14 protein-coding genes are annotated in these 17,888 nt (G+C 69.2%); 7 read left to right on the top strand and 7 right to left on the bottom strand.

All coding sequences use genetic code 11. The annotated features are described in order from the left end of the window. Window positions 1-225: 225 nt before the first annotated feature. A complete protein-coding gene (locus IQ210_RS35700; RefSeq protein ID WP_194083358.1) occupies window positions 226-1,947 on the bottom strand; it encodes a glycoside hydrolase family 6 protein in 1,722 nt (573 codons plus the stop codon). 30 nt (window positions 1,948-1,977) lie between these two features. Further along, complete coding sequence (locus tag IQ210_RS35695) at window positions 1,978-3,471, bottom strand: cellulase family glycosylhydrolase (protein WP_194083357.1); 1,494 nt, start codon at window positions 3,469-3,471, stop codon at window positions 1,978-1,980. A gap of 250 nt (window positions 3,472-3,721) precedes the next feature. Here IQ210_RS35695 and IQ210_RS35690 point away from each other — a divergent pair, with 250 nt between their 5' ends. The 3 genes from IQ210_RS35690 (at window position 3,722) to IQ210_RS35680 (ending at window position 10,210) form a co-directional block, all read left to right on the top strand. Next, window positions 3,722-6,637, top strand: a complete 2,916-nt coding sequence (locus IQ210_RS35690; RefSeq protein WP_194083356.1) for a glycoside hydrolase family 48 protein — start codon at window positions 3,722-3,724, stop codon at window positions 6,635-6,637. A 184-nt stretch (window positions 6,638-6,821) separates the two neighbouring features. Continuing rightward, entirely contained in the window at window positions 6,822-9,479 is a 2,658-nt protein-coding gene (locus IQ210_RS35685) for a cellulose binding domain-containing protein (RefSeq protein WP_194083355.1), read from the top strand. A gap of 95 nt (window positions 9,480-9,574) precedes the next feature. Then, window positions 9,575-10,210, top strand: a complete 636-nt coding sequence (locus IQ210_RS35680) for a DUF6082 family protein (RefSeq protein ID WP_194083354.1) — start codon at window positions 9,575-9,577, stop codon at window positions 10,208-10,210. A gap of 51 nt (window positions 10,211-10,261) precedes the next feature. On the opposite strand, the gene IQ210_RS35675 is transcribed toward IQ210_RS35680, so the two are convergent. After that, window positions 10,262-12,154 carry a rhamnogalacturonan lyase gene (locus tag IQ210_RS35675; protein WP_194083353.1) on the bottom strand — a complete coding sequence of 631 codons (1,893 nt, stop codon included), beginning with the start codon at window positions 12,152-12,154 and terminating at the stop codon, window positions 10,262-10,264. A gap of 70 nt (window positions 12,155-12,224) precedes the next feature. Next, window positions 12,225-13,157: a helix-turn-helix transcriptional regulator gene (locus tag IQ210_RS35670; protein WP_194083352.1), complete on the bottom strand. Its 933-nt coding sequence runs from the start codon at window positions 13,155-13,157 to the stop codon at window positions 12,225-12,227. A 72-nt stretch (window positions 13,158-13,229) separates the two neighbouring features. Between IQ210_RS35670 and IQ210_RS35665 the strand changes: the two genes are divergently transcribed. Both IQ210_RS35665 and IQ210_RS35660 read left to right on the top strand, forming a co-directional pair. Next, a complete protein-coding gene (locus tag IQ210_RS35665; RefSeq protein ID WP_194083351.1) occupies window positions 13,230-13,709 on the top strand; it encodes a hypothetical protein in 480 nt (159 codons plus the stop codon). Then, window positions 13,706-14,167, top strand: coding sequence for a hypothetical protein (locus IQ210_RS35660; protein WP_194083350.1), 462 nt, complete (start codon window positions 13,706-13,708; stop codon window positions 14,165-14,167). Before IQ210_RS35665 ends, IQ210_RS35660 begins: the two co-directional genes overlap by 4 nt. On the opposite strand, the gene IQ210_RS35655 is transcribed toward IQ210_RS35660, so the two are convergent. Both IQ210_RS35655 and IQ210_RS35650 read right to left on the bottom strand, forming a co-directional pair. Beyond that, complete coding sequence (locus IQ210_RS35655; protein ID WP_194083349.1) at window positions 14,151-14,894, bottom strand: class I SAM-dependent methyltransferase; 744 nt, start codon at window positions 14,892-14,894, stop codon at window positions 14,151-14,153. The two genes, IQ210_RS35660 and IQ210_RS35655, sit on opposite strands and share 17 nt — an antisense overlap. A 4-nt stretch (window positions 14,895-14,898) precedes the next feature. Further along, entirely contained in the window at window positions 14,899-15,204 is a 306-nt protein-coding gene (locus tag IQ210_RS35650; protein WP_079308547.1) for a 4a-hydroxytetrahydrobiopterin dehydratase, read from the bottom strand. A 156-nt stretch (window positions 15,205-15,360) separates the two neighbouring features. Here IQ210_RS35650 and IQ210_RS35645 point away from each other — a divergent pair, with 156 nt between their 5' ends. Further along, complete coding sequence (locus IQ210_RS35645; protein ID WP_194083348.1) at window positions 15,361-16,164, top strand: helix-turn-helix domain-containing protein; 804 nt, start codon at window positions 15,361-15,363, stop codon at window positions 16,162-16,164. Here the strand turns inward: IQ210_RS35645 and IQ210_RS35640 are convergent. Further along, window positions 16,146-16,571, bottom strand: coding sequence for a hypothetical protein (locus IQ210_RS35640; protein ID WP_194083347.1), 426 nt, complete (start codon window positions 16,569-16,571; stop codon window positions 16,146-16,148). The genes IQ210_RS35645 and IQ210_RS35640 overlap by 19 nt on opposite strands. Before the next feature lie 416 nt (window positions 16,572-16,987). Between IQ210_RS35640 and IQ210_RS35635 the strand changes: the two genes are divergently transcribed. Further along, window positions 16,988-17,851 carry a helix-turn-helix domain-containing protein gene (locus IQ210_RS35635; RefSeq protein ID WP_194083346.1) on the top strand — a complete coding sequence of 288 codons (864 nt, stop codon included), beginning with the start codon at window positions 16,988-16,990 and terminating at the stop codon, window positions 17,849-17,851. Window positions 17,852-17,888: the final 37 nt, after the last annotated feature.

Below are 17,888 nucleotides of genomic sequence, written 5' to 3'. Positions count from 1 at the left end.
GTCAGCCTCTCGTCCGTGTGCGGCCAGCGTGCGCCGACGCACCGGGAGGAGGCCAGTGTCGTTGCCGGGACGGCAAAAAACGGGACGCGAATGATGCGTGCTCGCGTTGAGTACAGCCGGGGCTTGTCAGCACAGAACTGACAAACCCCGGCGGCCTGAGCGCCCTGAAGGGGCGCGGGGAACTGCACGATCAACCACACTCAACCCGCAGCCCCCGACCCACCGTTACGACAACGGCGGGTAGGCGTTCTGCATCAGCTGCTGGAACTGCGCGGAGAACCAGTGGCCGGACAGCGGCGCGTTCGGCAGGGCCCCGGACATGTGGTTGTTGTTGCGCGGGTTGCCGGTGTAGGTCGGGTCGCACATCTGGTCGAAGCCCTTGCCCTCGTCGTTCGGGATGGCGCTGCTGGCGCCGTCGGACTCACCCGGGGGCTTGACCCAGACGTAGGCGTCGATCCCGGCCGCCGGGCTGGCCTGCGGACGCTCGCCGAGGCCGGCGCCGGACTGATTGCACCAGTTGCCGGTGTTGAGGCGCCGGTCGATACGGCCGCCGTCGACGTAGGTGTCCACATCGGTCTTGGCGCCGGGACCGGTCGGCCGGGCGCTGCCGCCCCAGCCGTTGCGGGAGGTGTCGATGAGCATGCCGACGCCTGAGGCGAAGCCCTGGCTCACGGCCTCCTGGCGGAAGGCCTGGGCGTAGGAGAGCTCGTCGACGTACCGGTTCCAGTCGACCCACTTCGACTCGCGCACGGACTTGCCGTTCACGGAGTCGTTGATGGTGAAGTACGGCTCCTTCAACGCGCTGTAGTTGGCGGTGTTGGTGATGAAGCCGTGGACGTCGCTCACCGTGGCGCCCTCGGCGGTCGCCGCCTGCTTGATCGTCTGGACGGTCGCCGAGAAGTTGTCGTCCCAGCCGAGCCAGCCGTGGTGCCCGGCGTCCACGTAGTTGTAGACGTTGGCGACGTCACCGAGCTTGTTCAGCGCGTAGCCGACGCCCTTGATGTAGTTGCCGTTGGCCTTCATCGTGTCGCAGTTGGGGGTGGCGGTGTTGCGGGGCGAGACGTTGGTGACGAGGTTCGGCAGGGAGTCGAGCTCGACCGTGGTGACGATCCGCAGCGAGGCGTACTTGGAATCGGCGAGGATCGCGGCGATCGGGTCGATGTACTGCGTCTTGTACTTGTCGATGTCCGTCGGACCGAACTCACCGTTGGAGGCGAGCGCTGCGCAGTCGCGGCCCGGCAGGTCGTAGATCACCAGCTGGACGACGAGCTCGCCGCTGCCCTTCTGCTTCAGGGCCTCGTCGAGGTGTGCCCGCAGGCCCATCTTCCCGCCGGCGCCGTTGATCGCGGCGACCCGGTCCAGCCACACACCGGTGGGCTGGTTGGCGACGCGGCTGCCGCCCGGCTCGGCGGCGGCGTTGGCGGCCCACTCCGGGTTCACGTACACCTTGGCGCCGCTGTACGGGTTGTCGACCCGGCTGCCGGTGCCGGGGTCGGTCGGGTCGGTCGGGTCCGTGGGGTCGGTGCCGCCGTCGACGTTGCAGGTCACGCCGTCGAGGGTGAACGTGGTGGGGATCGCGTTGGTGCCGCTGTAGGTGCCCTGGAAGCCGAAGCTGGTCGAACCGCCGGTGGCGAGCGTGCCGTTGTAGCTCTCGTTGAGCGCGGTGACGGCCGTGCCGCTCTGGCTGACCTTGGCGTTCCAGCCGTTGGTGACCTTCTGGTTCCCGGCGTACGACCACTTCAGCGACCAACTCGACTTGGCGGCGCTGTTGTTGGTGATCGTCACGTTGGCGGTGAAGCCGGTGCCCCAGTCGTTCTGCACCTTGTAGTCCACGGTGCAGGGGACCGCCGAGATGCCGACGTCCCCGGGATAGGCGGCGACCGCGGTGCCGGAGGCCCCGGCGACCAGGGCCATCGCTGCGAGGAGCGCAGTTCTGGTACGACTCATGAGTGCGGGTTTCCTTCTCCGTTGCGGGTGTTAGCCGTTCAGGGCGCGCAGATGGTCGCGCAGCCCGATACCGAAAGCGGTGGGCGTACCGTCGTAACCGGAGATCAGCGACGGGCCCGAGCTGCAGTCCCAGGTGTTCCAGGTCCAGCCCAGATAGGACAGGCCACGGTCGTCGAACCACTTCATGACCTGGTCGACGAAGGAGTGACCGCAGGTGTTCTCGCCGATCTCCCCGGCGACCAGCGGCACCTGGGCCGCCACCGGGGCGAGCGTGGAGTTCCAGCAGCTCTCGTTGGAGCAGGTGTTGAAGTTGTACACGTGCCAGGCGGCGGCGAGATTGCCCGCCGGGTCGGTCGGCTGGTACGTGAGCCACTGGCTGAGGTCGTTCGAGTACGCGATCCCGCCGGCCAGGATCAGGTTTTTTGCGCCGGTGCCGCGGACGGCGTCGACGAGGTCCTGCATGCCGGCGACCTCGTAGCCGATGCCGGGGCAGGTGCCGCCGTCCCGCCAGCACTGCCACGCCTGGGTGGTCGTGGAGGTGGCGCGGTCCGGGTAGGGCTCGTTGAACAGGTCGAGGACGACGGTCGGATCGTCCTTGAAGGTGTTGGCCACCGACGTCCAGAAGGACGGGGTGTACTGCATGTCGGGCATCGGCTTCTGGCAGCTGGCGTGCACGTCGGAGCAGCCGGCCGAGTTCCCGGTGTACTGCCCGTAGGTCCAGTGCAGTTCGACCAGCGGGGTCATGCCGTGCGCCTTCACCTTCGCCACCAGGTCCTTGACGGCGTTGATGTAATTGGCGCCGGAGTACGCCGGGTTGATGTTGGACAGGCCGAGCCAGCACTCCTCGTTCAGTGGAATGCGGACCGTGTTGGCCTTCCAGTCGGCGATCGCCTTGACCGAGGCGTCGTCGACCGGTCCGTCCCAGATGCCGCGGCCCTGGACGCACATGAACTCGCCGCCGGAACGGTTGACGCCGAGCAGGCGACGGGTGGTGCCGCCGGCGTCCACGAGTTTGTTCCCGGAGACCTTCAGGACCGGTGGCGCGTCGGGGTCACCGGGGTCCGTCGGGTCGGTCGGCGTGGGTGTCGGCGTGGGTGAAGGGTCCGCGTCGACATTGCAGTTGGTGCCGTTGAGCTTGAACGTCGTCGGTACGGGATTGCTCCCCGACAGGGTGCCGAGGAACCCGGCGCTGACGCTCGCGCCGGTGGCCAGCGAGCCGTTGTAGCTCTCGTTGGCCGCCGTGACCGTCGTACCGGACTGGGACCACTTGGCGTTCCAGCCCTGACTGACTTTCTGGCCGCCCGCGAAGTCGAAGCTCAGGCTCCAACCGCTCACGGCTGCCGTGTTGTTGGTGATCGTCACGGCGCCCTGGAAACCGGAATCCCATTGGCTGGTGACGGAGTACTCCACCGTGCACGCGGGACCGGCTCCCGACGCCGTGACCACCGGCGCGACCGCGGTGCCCACAAGGGCGATCGCGGCCGCGCCGGCAAGTAAAAGACCTGAACGCGGGGGGTGTCGCATGAGCGACTCCTTGCAGATCGGGCGCGTCGTGACGGACGCGTCGACTGATGGAATCGCTCCCACTGGTGCCAGAGAAGCTAGCGCCAAGTGACGTTAAAGAACAGAGCGTTCACTTGACTTTTCCTCAACCACATCCATCGAATCTTTTCGACTCTTCAAGCACCTTGACCCTTCACACCACCGTCCCCACTATGGGAGCGCTCCCACTGGTTCAAGCCTTGACTTCTCCGCCGCAAGGAGGAACCAGCACATGCACCCCAGAAGGAGACGCCGGGCAGCCCGGCGCTTCTGGACCGCCGTCGTGGCGGCCCTGGCCCTTCCGCTCGCCATGCTCAGTACGGCTTCAACTCCCGCTTCCGCGGCGGCACTTGCGTGCAGTGTCGACTACAAGACCAATGACTGGGGCTCCGGCTTCACCACGGACGTGACGATCACCAACCGTGGTACGGACACCATCAGCGGCTGGACACTGACGTACGCCTACGCGGGCAACCAGAAGCTCTCCAACGGCTGGAACGGAACCTGGTCCCAGTCCGGTCAGAACATCACGGTGAAGGACGCCGGGTACAACGGGACCATCGCGGCCGGCGCCGCGGTCTCCACCGGCGCGCAGTTCACCTACAGCGGCAGCAACGCCGCGCCCACGTCGTTCGCGATCAACGGCACCACGTGCGTCGGCGCCCACCAGCCGCCGATCACGGTGCTGACCAGCCCGGCCGCGGGCGCCGTCTACACCCAGGGCGACGCCGTCCCGCTCGCGGCGACCGCCGCGGCCGCGGACAACGCGACCATCAGCAAGGTGGAGTTCTACGACAACACCACGCTGCTGGGCACCGACACGACGGCTCCGTACTCGCTTTCCGCTTCAAGTTTGACCGTGGGCAGTCATTCTCTGCTGGCCAAGGCGTACGACAGCCTGGGCGCGTCGGCGGAGTCGACACCGGTCGGCATCACGGTCGCCTCGGGTCCCGCCGTGGTGGCCTCGACCACTCAACTCGCCGTCCAGCAAGGCAAGACGGCGACCTACGACGTCAAGCTGTCGACCCAGCCGTCCGCCAACGTGACCGTCACGACGGCACGGGCGAGCGGCAACTCGGGCCTGTCCGTGACCGGCGGGGCTTCCCTGACCTTCACCCCGTCGAACTGGAACACGGCCCAGAAGGTGACCATCACCGCCGACTCCTCCGGCACCGGCGCGGCGACCTTCGAGTCGACGGCCACGGGCCATGCGAAGGCGGCGGTGACGGTCACCCAGATCGCGGCGTCGAAGGAGTACGACGCCCGCTTCCTGGAGCTGTACGGGAAGATCACCAACCCGGCGAACGGCTACTTCTCGCCCGAGGGCATCCCCTACCACTCGGTGGAGACGCTGATCGTCGAGGCGCCCGACCACGGCCATGAGACGACGTCGGAGGCGTACAGCTACCTTCTCTGGCTGCAGGCCATGTACGGCAAGGTGACGGGCGACTGGAGCAAGTTCAACGGCGCCTGGGACATCATGGAGAAGTACATGATCCCCACCCACGCCGACCAGCCGACCAACTCCTTCTACAACGCCTCCAAGCCGGCGACCTACGCGCCCGAGCTGGACACCCCGAACGAGTATCCGGCGAAGCTCGACTCGTCGGTCTCGGTCGGCTCCGACCCGATCGCGGCCGAGCTGAAGTCGACGTACGGCACGGACGACGTCTACGGCATGCACTGGCTCCAGGACGTCGACAACGTCTACGGCTACGGCAACGCGCCCGGCAAGTGCGAGGCGGGGCCGACCGACACCGGTCCTTCGTACATCAACACCTTCCAGCGCGGTGCGCAGGAGTCGGTGTGGGAGACGGTGCCGCAGCCGACCTGTGACCAGTTCAAGTACGGCGGTACGAACGGCTACTTGGACCTGTTCACCGGTGACGCCTCCTACGCCAAGCAGTGGAAGTTCACCAACGCCCCGGACGCCGACGCACGGGCCGTGCAGGCCGCGTACTGGGCGGACGTCTGGGCGAAGCAGCAGGGCAAGGGCAGTGACGTCTCCGCGACCGTGGGCAAGGCCGCGAAGATGGGCGACTACCTGCGCTACGCGATGTACGACAAGTACTTCAAGAAGATAGGGAATTGTGTCGGACCGTCGGCCTGCGCCGCCGGCACCGGCAAGAACTCCTCGATGTACCTGCTGTCCTGGTACTACGCGTGGGGCGGAGCGACGGACACCAGCGCCGGCTGGGCCTGGCGCATCGGTTCCAGCCACGCGCACGGCGGCTACCAGAACCCCCTGGCCGCCTACGCGCTCAGCTCGTACGCCGATCTGAAGCCCAAGTCCTCGACCGGGGCTGCGGACTGGGGCACCTCGCTCACCCGGCAGCTGGAGTTCTACCGCTGGCTGCAGTCGAACGAGGGCGCCATCGCGGGCGGTGCGACGAACAGCTGGGCGGGCCGCTACGCGACCCCGCCGGCCGGTACGTCGACCTTCTACGGCATGTACTACGACCAGCAGCCCGTCTACCACGACCCGCCGTCCAACCAGTGGTTCGGCTTCCAGGCGTGGTCGATGGAGCGGGTGGCCGAGTACTACCAGCAGACGGGGAACGCGCAGGCCAAGGCGGTCCTCGACAAGTGGGTCGACTGGGCGCTGTCCAAGACCACGATCAACCCGGACGGCACCTACCAGATCCCCTCCACCCTCCAGTGGTCGGGCCAGCCCGACACCTGGAACGCCTCCAACCCCGGCTCCAACAGCGGGCTGCACGTCACCGTCGCCGACTACACCAACGACGTGGGCGTGGCCGCCGCGTACGCCAAGACCCTGACGTACTACGCGGACCGCTCGGGTGACACCGAGGCCGCGACGACGGCGAAGAAGCTCCTGGACGGCATGTGGGGCAACTACCAGGACAGCCTGGGCGTCGCGGTGCCGGAGAACCGGGCGGACTACAACCGGTTCGACGACACGGTGTACATCCCGTCCGGCTGGACCGGCAAGATGCCGAACGGCGACGCGATCAACTCCTCGTCCACCTTCGAGTCCATCAGGTCCTTCTACAAGAACGACCCGGCCTGGTCGAAGATCGAGGCGTATCTCGCGGGCGGCGCGGTGCCGTCGTTCACGTACCACCGTTTCTGGGCCCAGGCGGACATCGCCCTGGCCATGGGTTCGTACGCGGAGCTGCTCGAATAGCCCCCGCCAGGCGCTCCGCCTGAGGAGCACCGCGTACCTGGCCCCGTCACCTGACGACGGGGCCGACCGGCCGGGTGGCCCCCTCCCGCACTGGGGGCCGCCCGGCAACTCTCGCACCGAATGGAAAGCGCTTACTCCGCACGTTCCTCCCTCCCCGATCCCCTCACCCCGGAAAGGACACCCCGTGCGAAGAACCCGCATCCTCACGGCCGTCCTCGCTCTCGCGGCCGGCCTGCTCGCGGGCACCCCGCCCGCGCTGGCGGCCGACAGCGCGTCGAAGGTGACGCTCGCCGCGGACACGTACACCTGGAAGAACGCCCGTATCGACGGCGGCGGTTTCGTCCCCGGCATCGTCTTCAACCGCTCCGAGAAGAACCTCGCCTACGCCCGCACCGACATCGGCGGCGCCTACCGCTGGCAGGAGTCGAGCAAGACCTGGACACCGCTGCTGGACTCGGTCGGCTGGGACGACTGGGGGCACACGGGCGTGGTCAGCCTGGCCTCCGACGCCGTCGACCCGGACAAGGTATACGCCGCGGTCGGCACGTACACCAACAGCTGGGACCCGGAGAACGGGGCGGTCCTGCGCTCCTCCGACCGCGGCGCGAGCTGGCAGAAGGCGGACCTCCCCTTCAAGCTGGGCGGCAACATGCCCGGCCGCGGCATGGGCGAGCGACTCGCCATCGACCCGAACAAGAACAGCGTGCTGTATCTGGGCGCGCCAAGCGGCAAGGGCCTGTGGCGGTCCACGGACTCCGGCGCGAGCTGGTCGCAGGTGACCAACTTCCCGAACGTCGGCAACTATGTGCAGGACGCCGGCGACACGTCCGGCTACGCCAGCGACAACCAGGGCGTCGTCTGGGTCACCTTCGACGAGAAGACGGGTACGTCGGGCAGCGCGACGCAGACGATCTACGTCGGGGTCGCGGACTTGCAGAACTCGGTGTACCGCTCGACGGACGGGGGCGCGACCTGGTCGCGGCTGGCCGGTCAGCCGACGGGATACCTCGCCCACAAGGGCGTGCTGGACGCGACGAACGGCTACCTCTACCTCGCCTACAGCGACAAGGGCGGCCCGTACGACGGTGGCAAGGGCCAGTTGTGGCGGTACGCGACGGCGACGGGCACCTGGACGAACATCAGCCCGGTGGCGGAGGCGGACACGTACTACGGCTTCAGCGGCGTGACGGTCGACCGCCAGCACCCGGGAACGCTGATGGCGACGGCGTACAGCTCGTGGTGGCCCGACACGCAGATCTTCCGCTCGACGGACAGCGGCGCGACCTGGACCCGTGCCTGGGACTACACCTCCTACCCCAACCGCTCGAACCGCTACACGATGGACGTCTCCTCGTCCCCCTGGCTGACCTGGGGCGCGAACCCGTCCCCGCCCGAACAGACGCCGAAACTGGGGTGGATGACGGAGTCGCTGGAGATCGACCCGTTCAACTCGAACCGGATGATGTACGGGACGGGTGCGACGATCTACGGCACGGAGAACCTCACCAACTGGGACTCCGGGAGCCAGTTCACCATCAAGCCGATGGTGCAGGGCCTGGAGGAGACGGCGGTCAACGACATCGCCGCTCCCCCGTCGGGCGGGGCGCAGCTGTTCAGCGCGCTGGGTGACATAGGCGGCTTCCGCCACACGGACCTGACCAAGGTCCCGTCGATGATGTACACCCAGCCGAACTTCACCACCACGACCAGCCTGGACTTCGCGGAGACGAACCCGAACACGGTCGTCCGGGTCGGCAACCTCGACTCGGGCCCGCACATCGCGTTCTCGACGGACAACGGCGCCAACTGGTTCGGCGGGACCGACCCTTCGGGCGTGAGCGGCGGCGGCACGGTCGCGGCGGCGTCGGACGGCAGCCGCTTCGTGTGGAGCCCCACGGGTACGGGCGTCCAGTACACGACGGGCTTCGGTACGTCGTGGTCGGCATCGTCGGGCATCCCGGCGGGAGCACTGATCGAATCGGACAGGGTGGACCCGAAAACTTTCTACGGTTTCAAGTCGGGCAAGTTCTACGTGAGTTCGGACGGCGGCGCCACCTTCACGGCGTCCTCCGCAACGGGCCTCCCTTCCGGCGACAGCGTCCGCTTCAAGGCGCTGCCCGGCACGAAGGGGGACGTGTGGCTGGCGGGCGGAGCGAGTGACGGCGCGTACGGCCTGTGGCACTCGACGAACGGCGGCACCACGTTCACGAAGCTCTCCAACGTCGAACAGGCCGACACGATCGGCTTCGGCAAGGCGGCAACGGGTTCGTCGTACCAAACCCTGTACACCAGCGCGAAGATCGCGGGCGTCCGCGGCATCTTCCGCTCCACGGACCAGGGTGCGACCTGGACCCGCATCAACGACGACACGCACCAGTGGGGTTGGACAGGCGCGGCGATAACGGGCGACCCAAGAATCTACGGCCGGGTCTACATCTCAACAAACGGCCGAGGCGTCATCTACGGCGACACGACCGCCGGAGACACCGGCGGCGGCACAGACCCGACCCCGACCCCCACAGGCGCCTGCACGGCGACGTACAAGATCACCAACCAGTGGTCAGGCGGCTTCCAGGCAGACATCCAACTCACCAACACTGGCACAACCCCCTGGACCGGCTGGACCCTCACCTGGACCTTCCCCAACGCCCAAACCATCACCCAACTCTGGAACGCCGACTACACCCAGTCGGGCTCGACGGTGACAGCAAAAAACGTCACGTGGAACGCCAACGTGGCGGCCGGTTCATCGGTGAGCTTCGGCTTCACGGGGAACTGGTCGGGGACGAACGGCAAGCCATCGGCCTTCACGCTCGGCGGCCAGTCCTGCACCGTGGTGTGAGGAACGCCTGACGGGCGTCAGCGACCGAGCACGGACGCGGTGGACGGGTGTGCTCAGACACTCGCCCACCGCGTCACGGGTACAGGGGGACAGTCATGCGGAATCGGCACGAGAAGTGGCTCTGGTGGACAGCCGTCCTCTCACTGCTGTCAGGGGTGGCGCTGACCCCCACTCTCCTGGAGCTGGTGGCCCCCCTGAGCGGACAGTGGGAGCGGCTGAGCGCCGTGAGCCAGACCTACGGCGCGTTGTCCACCCTGTTCTCCGCAGTCGCGTTGATAGGCGTCGGTGCCTCGCTCGCCTACCAGGCCCGCCAAGCGCGAGTCACCAACGACGACACCCAACGCTCCGCCTTCCGTGAACTCCTCCTCGTGGCCGTGGCCGACCCTGAACTCCTCGTGTGTGTCGATCCGCCTCGCCCTGACGTACCCGCCGACGTCGCACGGCAGCTGATATTCACACACGTCCTGGTGATGCAGTGGCACACCGAGTACGGGTTGGGACGCATCAACGACGACGGGTTGGTGGCCACTCTTCGGGTTCATTTCAGGGGCCAGCGAGCCCGTGAGCACTGGGCCACCCGCGCGGTGGACTGGCGGGACTACGCGACGGCCGTGGGCGAACCTCGCGGACTTCGATTCACGGATCTCATGGACGCCGCCCATGCCGAGGCCGCGGCAGCAGGCCCGCCCGTGCCCGTGGCCTCCCACTACGCAGCCGACTCAGGTACTTGAGACTCAACGGCGAGCGCGTGCCGCGGACCGGCGCGCGCTCGCCGTGCCGTTCTAGGGCGTGTACACCGCCGGCCGAGGTGCCGTAGCCATCCCGTTGCCGATGAAGAAGCTCGGGTGGGGAGGCTGGTTGTAGGCCGTGTTTTGCCAGGCCAAGCCCGTGCGGTACATCGTGTCGTGGAGCAAGGTCGTGATCTTTGTCGTTGTTTCGTACGGCGTTGAGTAGATCCGCAGCGCCGTGTTGTCCGTCGTCGGCCAGATGACCTCCTCGCGCCAGTCGCCGAAGATGTCGCCGGAGAGGGACGGGGTCGCCTTCGTGCTGTTGTTGGAGTGGACCGACGCGCCGGTCAGGAGGCGGGTGTCGGAGGAGGTGCCGTACTTGTCGATGTGGGTGCCGTCGAGGAGTTCGCGGGTGGTGTCGCCGTCCCACCAGGAGAGGAAGTTGACGGAGGACGGCTCACGGCCCTTCGTCGCGCCCGCCTCGTCGCGGATGGAGGAGTCCGACGCCGACCAGACCTCCGCGCCGTCGTTGCCCGCCCAGATGTCGCCCGCCACACCCCGGCCGTTGTCGCAGCAGGCGGCCAGCTTCCAGTTGACCGTGCCGTTCGCCGGGTTGATGTACAGCTCGGCCGGCTGCGACGACGACTCCGAGACCTTGAAGTACTCCAGGCCCGCGTGCGAGGGGTCCAGATCGCCCAGGTGCTGCGCGTCGCCATGGCCCGTCTTCGTCGTCCACAGCCCGTTGCCGTTGTCGTCCACCGCCATCGCGCCGTAGACGATCTCGTCCTTGCCGTCGTTGTCGACGTCCCCGACGGACAGACTGTGCGAGCCCTGACCGTCGTATCCCTTGCCGGAGTTGGTGGAGGAGTTGGTGTCGAAGGTCCAGCGGCGGGTGAAGGCGCCGCCTCGCCAGTCCCAGGCCGCGATGACCGTACGGGTGTAGTAGCCGCGGGCCATGATGAGGGACGGTCGGGCGCCGTCCAGGTAGGCCGTGCCCGCGAGGAAGCGGTCGACCCGGTTGCCGTACGAGTCGCCCCACGACGACACCGTGCCGCGCGCCGGGACGTAGTCCACCGTCCCCATCGCCTTGCCGGTCTGACCGTTGAACATGGTCAGGTACTCGGGGCCGGACAGGACATAGCCGCTGGAGTTGCGGTAGTCGGCGGAGGAGCTGCCGATGACCGCGCCCGTGCCGTCGACCGTGCCGTCCGCCGTCTTCATGGCGACCTCGGCCTTGCCGTCGCCGTCGTAGTCGTACGCCTGGAACTGCGTGTAGTGCGCGCCGGAACGGATGTTGCGGCCCAGGTCGATCCGCCACAGCCGGGTGCCGTCGAGCTTGATGCCGTCGACGATCGTGTTGCCGGTGTAGCCGGACTGGGAGTTGTCCTTGGCGTTGGTCGGCTGCCACTTCAGTACGAAGTCCAGCGCGCCGTCGCCGTCGAGGTCGGCGACGGACGCGTCGTTGGCCTCGTAGGTGTAGGCGACGCCGTCAGGCGTGGTGCCCCCTGCCGGTGGGCTGATCGGGACGTCCTTGTAGCCGCTGCGGAACTGGATCGCGTGGACCGAGTCGGCCTGCTCGACGCCGCCGACGATCGCGCGGACCGTGTAGTCGGCCTGCGAGGGCGCACCGGCGTGGAAGTAGTTCGTCGAGCCGGTGATCGGCGTGGAGTTGACCTTCGTACCGGCCCGATAGACGTTGAAGGAGACGTCGTTGGGGTCGGTGCCGAGCCAGCGCCAGCTGACCAGGTTGCCGGCGTCGGTGTGGACGCTGACGACACCCCGGTCGAGCTTCTCGACCTGCCGGGCGGTCGCCGCCTCCGCCGTGCCGGGGGTGGCGAGTTGGGTGAGCCCGGCGGCGACGAGCGCCGCGGCGGCGCCGAGCGCGGAGAGAACGGCCCTTCGTCTGCGGTGCTTGTGGGGGTGCGCATGCGGGTGCGGGTGCTGCACGAGACGTACCTCCTGGGAGGACGGACGGATTCCACTCCTCCGTCGCCGCCGCACACCGGAAGGTTGCCGCTCATCCGGCGTAGCGCGCCGCCAACTCCCGTACCGTCTCGGCAAGTCGCTCGCGCAGCTCCGGTGGCTCCAGCACCTCTACGCCCGCACCCATCGACAGGAACTCACCGAGCGCGCGGTCGACCGACTCGATCGGCACCCTGGCCTGCCTCCAGCCGTCGCCCTCCACCGGCCCGTACGACGCCGTCCTCCCGTGCGTCACCCCTGGCGCCAGCCGGACCAATGCCTCCTCCCGGTACAGGCGTTCATGGAAGTCGCGCTGGTACGCCGTCCAGTAGGCCGTCAGATCGAAGTCGTCCGGGCGGCTGAACTCCTCGTCGGACGTGGCGAGTTCGAGGATCTGGTCGACACGGAAGGTACGCGGTCCCGGTCCCGCGACCACGTACCAGCGGCCCGCCTTCAGGACCAGTCCGTACGGTTCGAGGCGCCTCTCCACATCCGTCGGCCGGGCCCAGCGGCGGTACCGCACATGCAGCACCCGCCCGTTCCAGACCGCGTCCGCGACCGCCGGCAGATACGGGGTGGCATCGGCCTCCGCGTACCAGCCGGGCGCGTCCAGATGGAACCGACCGCTGATTCGGTCGGCATGCGCCCGCAGCTCCGCCGGCAGCGCGGCCCGCACCTTCAGCTGGGCAGCCGCCAGCACCGACCCCAGCCCCAGCTCGGCGGCCGGACCGGGGGCGCCCGCCAGGAAGAGGGCCTCCGCCTCGTCGGCGGTCAGGCCGGTCAGCCGGGTGCGGTAGCCGTCGAGGAGGCGGTAGCCGCCGGCGTGGCCCGCGTCGCCGTACAGCGGGACGCCGGCCGCGCCCAGCGCCTCCACGTCCCGGTACACCGTGCGCACCGAGACCTCCAGCTCCTCGGCGAGCTGGGCGGCGGTCATCCGGCCCCGGGTCTGGAGCAGCAGCAGGATCGAGACGAGTCGGCTGGACTTCACGGACCCAGAATCCCAGAGGTCCGCAGACTTCACTGACAGAAGGTGTCAGGGAAGTCGCCCTACCGTCCCTCCATGAGCTTCACCGAGAAACTGCTGACCGTGCCGCCACCGATCGAGATCGCAGGCCGGCACATCAAGCGCTACCACGTCACCACCGACCCGGCCGGCATCGCGCCCGAGGTCGAGAAGGCGGCGTACGAGATCCTCCCGGAGCTGCTGCCGGAGCCGGACGGCACTCCGCCCGCGACCTTCGTCGTGCTGCACCGGGGCGGCGACACCGGCGCCTACCTCAACGCCTACAGCTGGGTCTGGGACAACGTGCTCCACTTCCGGGGCGCCGCGGCCGGGCAGCCGGCGCTGCGATGCCCGGACATCGACCCGACCCACTTCGTCAAGCCCGACCTTCCCTGGATCGGCTGTGTCTGGGAGCTGCCGCCGATCCTCCACGAACGGGACGCCTGGGTACGGCACCTGCTCGCACCCGAAGTCCCAGACCTCGCCGCCTACTTGGCCGACTCGCTGCCCGCAGGAACCACAGGAGACCGCTCATGAGCAGCCCGCACGACTTCGACTTCTTCCACGGCGACTGGCAAGTGCTCAACCGCCGCCGCACCGACTTCCTCGACCCGGACAGCGACTGGGAGGAGTTCCCCGCCACCAACCGCTGTTGGCCGCTCTTCGACGGCGCCGCGAACGTCGACGAGATCGACATGCCGCACCTGTCGGCGAAAGGCGCGACCCTGCGGCTCTTCGACCGCGAGAGCGGGCAGTGGTCGCTCAACTGGGCCTCCAGCCGCACCGGGACGCTGTTCCCGCCGGTCGTCGGTCAATTCACCGACGGACGCGGGGTTTTCTACGGCGACGACACCCACGCCGGCAAGGACGTGCGCGTGCGGTTCGTGTGGTCCGACGTCTCCGCGGCCGGCGCCCGCTGGGAGCAGGCGTTCTCGCTCGACGGCGGGGACACCTGGCTGACCAACTGGGTCATGGAGTTCACGCGGGCTTCCTGAACGCCCGCAGCGAGAAGACGGGGTCGGCGCGCGGCCGGTCCTGGTCGGGCAGGGCCTCCATCCGTACGGCGAGTTCCTCGGTGCGCGGGTCGCCGGGCGGCAGCATGGTGAACCAGCCGCGCCGCAGGTCGGCGGCGGTGCGCCGGGGGCTGCGGCCCTGCCCGAGGCCGGTGAAACGGGCCCGCCCGGCGGCGACCAGACCCTGCGCGGCGGCGTACGACTCCACCCGGCGCGCCGCGTCCGGGGCGGCCCTGCGCGGGCGCGGGGCGAGGACCGCGTCGACGTCGCTGCCGACGTCGTGCGCGGCGGCCTTGTCGACGGTGGTGACGTACACACCGCCGGGCCGCAGCACCCGGGCGCACTCGGCGACGATGCTGCGGGCGTCGTCGGGGTCATGGACGAGGTGCAGCAGCCACACGCTCGTCACCGCGTCGAACACCCCGTCGGGGAACGGCAGTCGGCGACTGTCGCCGAGCACGATCGCGCCGGGCAGCCGCACCGCGGCCATCCGGGCCATGCCGTACGCCAGGTCGGCGCCCGTCACCCGCAGCGCGGGCCGCGCGGTCGCGAACCGGCGGGTGACGATGCCGGTGCCGCAGGCCACGTCGAGGAGGCGGCGGGCGTCCGGCGGGACCAGGCCGAGCACCGCGTCGGCGGCCGCGGCGGCGCGGGGTTCGCCGCCGCGGGTGGCGTCGTAGGCGTCGGCTTCCTTGTCGTAGTCCAGCACGCCGTCACTGGGCTCCGTGACCGGGGGCGAGCGCCGCCACCCGCTGGGCCAGCTCGAAGTCCTTCTCGGTGACCGCGCCGCCGACACTGTGGGTGTTCACGCTCAGGGCGACCGTGTTGTAACCGAGGGTGAGGTCGGAGTGGTGGTCGAGCTCCTCCTGGACCTGGGCGATGTGCACGACCATCGCGGTGGCCGCGAAGTGCGAGGACAGCCGGTAGGAGCAGGTGAGGCGGTCACCGTCGACCGACCAGCCCGGCAGTTCCGCGAGCCGGTCCTCGATCTCCTTCTGCGACAGCGGTTCCACGGCCATGACGCCGCTCCTTCCTGGGACTGCGGGTGCGCTGGGGGTGTTCTCTCAGCGTGCCACAGGCGGACCGCCGAAGCCCTGGTCAGACGGCGCCCGCGAAGCGAGAACCCAGGCCGTCCGGCCGTCACGATTCCGATCGGCTTCGTCTACGGTCGTCGTATGACCACCACCACTGCCGACGACCGGGGCGTGGGCCCGCTGCTGCGGGCCTGGCGGGAGCAGCGTCGGGTCAGTCAGCTGGAGCTGGCGCTGCGGGCCGACTCCTCCGCGCGGCACATCAGCTTCATCGAGACGGGACGTTCGCGGCCGAGCGAGGAGATGGTGCTGCGGCTGGCGGAGCATCTGGACGTCCCGGTCCGGGAGCGCAACGCGCTGCTGCTGGCGGCCGGTTACGCCCCGCACTACCCGGAGACCCCGCTGGCCGCCCCCGAGCTCGACGCCCTGCGGGACGGCATCGAGCGGCTCATCCAGGGTTACGAGCCCTACCCGGCACTGGTGTTGGATGCCATGTACAACGTGGTCGCCGCCAACCGCGGCATCCTGATGCTGCTCGACGGCGTCCCGGAATCGTTGCTCGCACCCCCGCTCAACGCCATGCGGCTGACCCTGCACCCGGAGGGCATGGCACCCCGTATCCGCAACCTGCGGGCGTGGCGCGGGCATCTGCTGGAGCAGATGGAGCGGCAGATCGCCCTGCGCCGCTCGGAACCGCTGCGGGCGCTGTACGAGGAGGTGGCGGCGTATCCGCTCGCCCACGAGGACGGTGACGACGAGGAGTTGGAGGCGCCGGCGTACTTCGCGCTGCCGATGCGGATCGAGCACGAGGGCCGGGTGCTGTCGTTCATCTCGTCCATCTCCACCTTCAACACCCCCATGGACGTGACCGTCGCCGAGCTGGCCATCGAGACGTTCCTCCCGGCCGACCCGGCGACGGTCAAGTACCTTCAGGGGTTCGTCTCCTGACGCGCCTTCAGGGCGACGTGCTGGAGGGCGGCGAACCCGGCGACGGTGAGGGCCTGGAGGACGGTCCACACGCCACCCGCGGTGCTCGGCGAGAGCCACAGCGCGAGGGCCACACAACTCAGCAGCGCCCAGGCGAGGTTGGCCTCGACGACGGCGCGGACCGGCAGCGCGGCGGGACGCGGGCGTGAGGCGAGCCATCCGACGCCGGCCGCGTACACGACCAGGAACGCGCCGAGTTCGAGCAACAGCGTGGAACCGACGCCGAGGAACCGGCCGAGAGGTCCGGACGCGGTGAGGTAGGCGAGGCCGTTCGCGCCGGTCACCACCGCGTCGAGCGCGAGGAAGCGCCGCAGCGCGGTCTGCGGGTCGGACGTGCGGGCGAGGGCGGACAACTGGGCTGCGGACATGGCGAATCAGCCTCCGTCGAGGTGGGTGCGCGACACGGGAAAGGGGAACCCGGGTTCCGGACCGGAGTGCGCCGCCCCGGAACCCGGTGACTCCACCATCCCGCGCCCGCCCGGAACGGTCGATTACACGCGGGGTAATTGCACCGCCCGCACTCGGACCAGCCCCCCCCCACCGCCCCGCGCGGACCAACGCCCCCACCACGCCGCGTGCCGAGCGCCCACCGCCCCGCGCCGCGAGCCCCCCACCACCCCGCGCGGACCAACACCCCCACCACCCGCGTGCCGAGCGCCCATCGCCCCGCGCCACGAGCGCCCCACCACCCCGCGTGGCGAGCGCCTCACCACCGATCACGTGAGACTGACAGCGGAACATGACACACTGCCTCGGATACTTCGGCGCGTAGGGGAGGCGTGGCGTGAGTGAGCGGCGGCCTGCGCCCACGGTGGGCCAGGTGGTGCTCGGCAAGCGGCTCCAGGAGCTGCGGGAGGCGGCCGGGCTGAAGCGCGAGGAGGCCGCGAAGGTCCTGCGCGTGGCTCCGGCGACCGTGCGGCGCATGGAAATGGCCGAGGTCGCCCTGAAGATCCCGTACGTGCAGATGCTGCTGTCGACGTACGGCGTCTCCGAGGAGGAGGCGGACGCGTTCGTCGCGCTGGCCGAGGAGGCGAACCAGCCGGGCTGGTGGCAGCGGTTCCACGACGTGCTGCCGGACTGGTTCAGCCTGTACGTGAGCCTGGAGGGCGCGGCCCGCATCATCCGCTCCTATGAGCCGCACTTCGTGCCGGGCCTGCTCCAGACCGAGGCGTACGCGCGTGCCGTGATGGAGGCGGGGACGATCGCGCAGGCAGGCCCGGACACCGTCGAGCGGCATGTGTCCCTGCGGATGACCCGCCAGCAGCTCCTGGAACGCCCGGACCCGCCCCACCTGTGGGTGATCATGGACGAGACGGTGCTGGCCCGGCCGGTCGGCCAGGGCGGCGAGGTCATGCGGGAGCAGCTGGACAAGCTGCTGGAGTTCGCCGAGCGCGACCGGATCACGCTGCAGATCGCCGAGTTCGCCGCGGGCCCGCACCCGGGGACGTACGCCCCCTTCTCCCTCTTCCGCTTCGCCGAGCCCGAACTGCCCGACATGGCCTTCACCGAGTACCTGACCGGCGCCCTGTACCTGGACTCCCGCAAGGAGGTCTCCCTGCATCTGGAGGTCCTGGACCACATGACGGCGCGCGCCGCGTCGGCCGAACGCACCAAGAAGATCCTCAGGGAACGCCGCGCCACCTATTGAGCCCTTCGAGAGCCCGAGCCCTTCGAGCACCGAGGAG

This window comes from Streptomyces justiciae (assembly GCF_015163075.1).
Lineage (GTDB): Bacteria > Actinomycetota > Actinomycetes > Streptomycetales > Streptomycetaceae > Streptomyces > Streptomyces justiciae.
Note: the sequence above shows the minus strand (reverse complement) of the source record. Positions and strands in the feature narration are given on the sequence as shown.